Below are 6014 nucleotides of genomic sequence, written 5' to 3' on the forward strand. Positions count from 1 at the left end.
GCCGTTGAAAATAACCACGAATCGTAAGCTGAATACTCTTTTAGCTAAAGGAGCAGCATATGAATTCTTTCCATAAAATTTAGGCTTGTATACCCAGAAAAATGTGGAACTTCTTAGGTTTCATACATGAGGATTTTGATAGGCTCACTGACTATTTTAAATTGTGTGCCTTAACTCTCTGTTCTAAAAGGCTATTCAGAATTTTTAGACTGTTTATTTTGAACATTCTTTTTACTCTGTGGTGGCGATGCCGTAATTGGACCTTGCAAGATGCATGGTCGTGTATGGGCGATGTCCAGAAAGAATTTGACTCAAAACTATTTTAGTTGGGAAGGAATGCTAAAAATTGGAGATTGATACATCTCATCGTTTGTTTAAATATTTTTTGATTAAATTTTCCCTTTAAAAATTCCATTTTTTTTAATGTCTTAACTTGTATTTAATATAGAAGATCCCCATAACAACAAAAGCACTACAGGAATACAACAATATGGCGAATCCACAAAAACACTATGCTAAGTTCCACACAAATATTCGATTAGGTCGTTATGACGAAGAAAGTACATTACGTGAAAAACGTGACCTTTTGATTAGCACCTTAAAAGATGAACTCAAAAAGGATCCAAATGGTCCTCAATTTGTTGAATACTTTAATCAAGGTAGTTATGCCTTGGGCACAGGGATTAAGCCTAAGAATGGAGATTATGATATTGATGTAGGAGTTTTATTAGATTGTGACAAAGAGGAATATGGCTCAGTAGAAATTAAAAAAATTGTTAGAGATACTTTAACTCATTCAAATAGAACTGTAACGATCAAACGACCTTGCGTAACTGTCACTTATCTCAAAAATGGTAGTCCCGATTATCATGTAGATCTGCCCATCTACGCTGAAGACGACAAAGGCAATATGTATCTAGCTCGAGGTAAGGAATTCTCCTCTGAAGACCTTAAGACTTGGGATATTTCAAATCCTACTGAACTTACCGATACAATTTTGGGAAAATTTGAAGATGATTCAGATTTACGTCATCAGTTTAGACGATGTACTCGCTACTTGAAACAATGGCGAAATGAGAAAGGTCTAGATTTTTTTAAGAGTATTGCTATCACTACAGCTGTATATGAGCATATAACAGCTGAAGATTATGAGAATGATAATAAGGTATTACTTTCTATAGTAAATAATGTATTAGATCAATTCACTACCTTTAGCATTGATCCAGAAAATAACGAGTATTACTTCAGACTCGTAATTAATTTACCTGCACATCAAGGTGTAGACTTACTCGAAAAATTGACCCGAAAACAAATGGAGCACTTAAAATCAAAACTTGAAGATTTAAAATCATCTTTAGAAGCTGTAAATGAGGAAACTGATACAGTAGAAGCTTGCAAAATTTTAAATAAAACTTTTGGAAGTCAATTCCCTATCCCTGAAATACAAGAAGTGTCCGAACCAGTAGTACAAACTTATTACACTCAAGAAGGAAAATCTGCTTAGGAAAACTCAATGTTTTTTGATAACCCAAAGTTAGACAATATTGAAAAGCTATTAAGTGAACATGGAGCTCAAAATATCCATGTCACTTCTATTACTAAGGATTGGGTTAATCTAAAATTTGATTTTCTCATTAATACACAACAGGTTTGCCTTGGTCTAATTTTTCAAAATAGAGCTAATTGGACGATACCTCCCATTTTTAGAATATTGACACGACCAATGTCTGCCTTAGATCATGTGAGTCAAAGTGGGGAAATTTGTACTACGGATCATCAAGGTGAAAACTTTGAAGGCTATAGACATAAAGAACTTATTACTGAATTCTTTGAAAGGGCTATAGATATACTCAAGCAATCTTTTATTAATTTTCAATTAAACAACCGAGTAAGCTTGTATAACGAACTAGAAGGATATTTAGGCAGCACTCAAAATATAAATGAGGATGTAATATTACATTGCGACCCTACTTCTACATTTAATTTATATGGTTGGTTAAGAAAATCATCAAAAGGGAATCATCAAATATTAGAGCATATTGATGATGGCGATAGTTCTTACATAAACCACAACCAGCTCACAAAAGTAAAAATTCATAAGATATTATTAGAAGATGCTTCTGTTTTCCCCATACCAGATATAGGAGATTATTTTAATGAGGACTATTTTCTAAAAATTGTTAATACCCTCTCTAATGAGAACAAACGATCTTTGTTAAAACAAGGCAATCATTATGCCCTAGTGGGAATTCCAAATGAACATGGATTTGCTTATGTGATTTTTTATTATGCCATTTGGTATTCTTTCAAAGAAAAAGTATGCTTCAAAGGCTTTAAAGTCTCTTTAACACAAAGAGCGTGGATAGATTATTTATTAAATAGAACGGGGCAAGAGAAAAAAACAAGACATATAGCGATTATCGGATGTGGGGCTTTAGGCTCAAAGATTGCAGAGATATTAGCTCAAACAGGCGTAAATAAATTTTCTTTCATAGATCCAGAGCTTTTAAAAACAGATAATATTTATCGTCATTCTTTAGGTTTGCAGTATGTTAATACCTATAAATCTACTTCTTTAGCTAATAAGTTTTTAATAGAAAGGCCCGGATTAACTATTTTTCCATTCGTAAGCCATGGTGAAAGCTGGATAAAATCAAAAATTACTGAAGATATTGATACTATCATCATAGCAATTGGCCATACTCCTACTGAGATTTCTCTCGTAAAAACTATTTATGAAATAAGTGCAAACATTCAAGTAATAATAGGCTGGTTAGAACCTTATGATTTAGGTGGACATTTTATTTCTTTCAATAATAAATATGTAGGATGTTTAAACTGCTTATATTTTGATGAAAAATCAAATAAAAGTCTTACCCCTATGTATAAATATGTACAATCTGGACAGCTAATTGCTAAAAATATTACAGGGTGTGCTGGTGCATTTACCCCCTTCTCTTCTTTAAATTGCATGAAGCTAGCAAGCTATATTTCTGAATATGTCCTGAATCAACAATTAGGATTTGTTTCTATTTCTGGCGACAATCAGAATGCAAATAAAAATGGAATAATTACTACCCCTTTTTATAATTCAGTAAATAATTCAAATGGAATTAATATATTGAATTTAAAAGAAATTTATAAAGAAGTATGCCCATGTTGCAATACATAACTCAATGGAGGATTAAATGTGACACACCTACAGGCCAAGTCTTTATTATTCAAGCAAATGTTTTAAAGAGTTTAAAGCAATTTATACAATTAGAATCAGATTCTCCAGAATCGGGTGGCATTCTAATTGGAAGAACAGACATAGAAACTAAAGCTAAAATCATTGAAAGCTTTACCTCTCCTATGGAAGGAGACTGTCAAACACGTATGTCTTTCTTTAGGTCAAAGTCCCACCAATATGCTTTAATACAAGCTTGGAACGAATCTAAAAAATTCTATAATTTTCAAGGCCTATGGCATACACATCCTGAAGATGTACCAACACCCTCTCCAACCGATTTAAGGGATATAGATACTGTTCTAAATGGCATTACCAATCTTAATGACCCAGTTTTATATTTAATAATCGGAAGAGTAAAAACTGGAATCTGGATTGGTAGAAAAAATTTTAAAATCAAACTGTTAGGTTATATTGAGTTAAATTGAAAATGCAACTAGACCCATCCCTAAGTTTACAGACTTCTTTATCAGCAATAGATGATTTATCAAATGCAAATAAATATATAGAAGAAATTTTAAAGCATATTTGTATAGATTCATTAGGTGTATTAGTTGATGAAGAACGTAAAAATATAATTTTTGTCTTATTGAAAAATAAAAGCCCTGAAAGTTTTTTCCGTATAATTCTCAATTATGATGATACTTTAACTTTTGTCCGAAGATTGCTTGCCAAAAAAATTTCCATTTATGCACGCTTTCTTCAAGGTCACATAATTGATGCCCACACTCTACATGATTTTGAAAAGTTAAAAGAAACATGGAATTTAACCTCCTCTCAAGAGAGCGAAGTTAAAGATGTAGATTTTGTTCCTAGAAAGATTCCTAAACAAAAACCAAACCCTGTAAACCAATTAGAATATTTCATAAAAAGAATTTTTGATTTTGAGCATCTTACAGGTAGGGGTAACGATTTATCTGAAAAAGATAAAAACCAGATTTATCTCTCAAGTCATGGCCGATGTATGTTTAAAGGATGTGGTGCAAAATTAAACATAGATGAAATAACTGGATTTGAAGGTACATATGGCGTTTTAGCTCATAATGTTGCAGCATCAGAAAATTCTACTCGCGGTATCCCCTTCTTCTCATATCAACTATCAGATGATCCAACGAATATTTTATTATTATGTGAAAAACATCATAGGTTAATTGATAAAGTTGCTGGCGCAGAATATACAGCTTCAAGACTCTCGCAAATGAGAAGTAATTTCATAGCACAATGCGAAGATTTATTAGATTCTTTAAGCTTTACTCCTATGCCAGTGTATTTATTTTTCTGGCCCGTGAATCGCAATATTCCTCAGTCTCCTTCACGACGTGATATTGCAAGCTGCCTTCTCCCATTAAAATCTATTTTGCATAAAGATAAGACACTAATTCATGAACCATTACCAGCTCATTTAAGAGCTTCAGCTGATGAGTTCTATAAAAAGTATTTTTTAGAAGAATTTGAAGTTCAAACAGAACAATTACTTAGGGAAACTAAATTTGATGATAAGAGAGTAGCTATTTTTGGCTTCGGCCCTATGCCATGCCTAATAGCATTAGGAAGTAAATTAGGAAATAAAGGGAAATTTATACCTATGCTTATGTATAGGGATGGAAGTTGTTGGATGTGGCCTGATCTTATATGTACAACCAAAGCGTATGAAATTAATAATTTCAGTGAAATAGAAGATTGTACTGAAATTACTATTAGATTGAATCTCACTGCTGATCCAGAAACCTCTAAAAATAAGGCTGTTGAATTAGGACATCCGGTAATTAATATTACTGCTAAACCAGAATATATGGGGAATGGAGCAATAAGAAATCCTGAACGAGGACTAAGTTTCATGCAAGATATTCATGCGTTATTTCATAGTCTAACAGATAAAGGAATTACCAAAATTCATGTCTTACCATGTGCATCCAATGCTGCTTGTATATGGTTTGGACAAGCATTTGATCTGCATCATCCTGAAATGGTTATTTATGATTACTTAAATAATTCAATGGTTCCAAGACTTCAAATTCGAAATAATGGAAGCAAGAATGAAATCGCTGTAATTTAAACAGTATATTTGATAGTACTTTCATACCATTAGATTTAAATATGACATTAGTAAATGGAGTTTAGCTCTAATGGGGCTTTGTTGCATAAATATCTAAGACTATGATTTTGTTTAATTTATTTTTGGATTAAAATTTAAACAAATCCTTAAAAATCAGTATCTTGAAGAATGTTTATACAACAAAGCCACTTATCATCGGAAGAATATGCAGGCTATTCAACTCTGTGCATCAGATGAATATCACCTAAGACAACGCAATAAAATAGAAACATTATTCAGCTTATTGAAGGGGCAATACAATTTAGTGACGAGTAAAGCACGTAGTCTTCATGGATTTCTGAGTGGAATTTACGCCTCACTATGTGCATATCAATTAACCCATCGTAATAAGCCAACAATTCAAATTAAGGAATCATCGGCTTAAGCAGGATTCGGGTTACTTAAATACTTGTTCTTATATTGCTCATATGGTTAGTGAGAATGAAATCAAGACAATTTATAAGAGCTTATTAGTACTACAATTATCAAAATGATTAAGTCCATCCCTAAAATTTATAGAACAACTATTTATTATCCTCACATCTAGCCCTGATCAATCGAAGAAATATCACGATTTAGTGCTGATACCCATTCGCTGGCTTTCTACAAAGTCTAATCGAACTATGTGAATTTTGAGGAAGCACTTCTACTCGTTATTTTGCAAAAATTGAAATTTTCCAATAGGTTCAT

At 32.4% G+C, this 6014-nt stretch carries 4 protein-coding genes and 1 pseudogene; all 5 read left to right on the forward strand.

Annotated features, from left to right (window positions below; genetic code table 11):
• Window positions 1–490: 490 nt before the first annotated feature.
• Window positions 491–1504 carry a nucleotidyltransferase gene (locus CL42_RS15340; protein ID WP_035270578.1) on the forward strand — a complete coding sequence of 338 codons (1014 nt, stop codon included), beginning with the start codon at window positions 491–493 and terminating at the stop codon, window positions 1502–1504.
• A 9-nt stretch (window positions 1505–1513) separates the two neighbouring features.
• On the forward strand, window positions 1514–3172 hold the full coding sequence (locus CL42_RS15345) for a ThiF family adenylyltransferase (RefSeq protein ID WP_035270581.1): 1659 nt from the start codon (window positions 1514–1516) through the stop codon (window positions 3170–3172).
• Entirely contained in the window at window positions 3157–3657 is a 501-nt protein-coding gene (locus CL42_RS15350; RefSeq protein WP_035270585.1) for a Mov34/MPN/PAD-1 family protein, read from the forward strand. The genes CL42_RS15345 and CL42_RS15350 overlap by 16 nt, the downstream gene beginning before the upstream one ends.
• Window positions 3658–3659: 2 nt before the next feature.
• Entirely contained in the window at window positions 3660–5285 is a 1626-nt protein-coding gene (locus CL42_RS15355; protein ID WP_035270587.1) for an SAVED domain-containing protein, read from the forward strand.
• Window positions 5286–5472: 187 nt separating this feature from the next.
• A pseudogene (locus CL42_RS16870) lies at window positions 5473–5709 on the forward strand (IS982 family transposase); the annotation flags it as partial.
• Between the last annotated feature and the right edge of the window lie 305 nt (window positions 5710–6014).

Source organism: Acinetobacter sp. Ver3, from assembly GCF_000632455.1.
In the GTDB taxonomy this organism is placed as follows: domain Bacteria; phylum Pseudomonadota; class Gammaproteobacteria; order Pseudomonadales; family Moraxellaceae; genus Acinetobacter.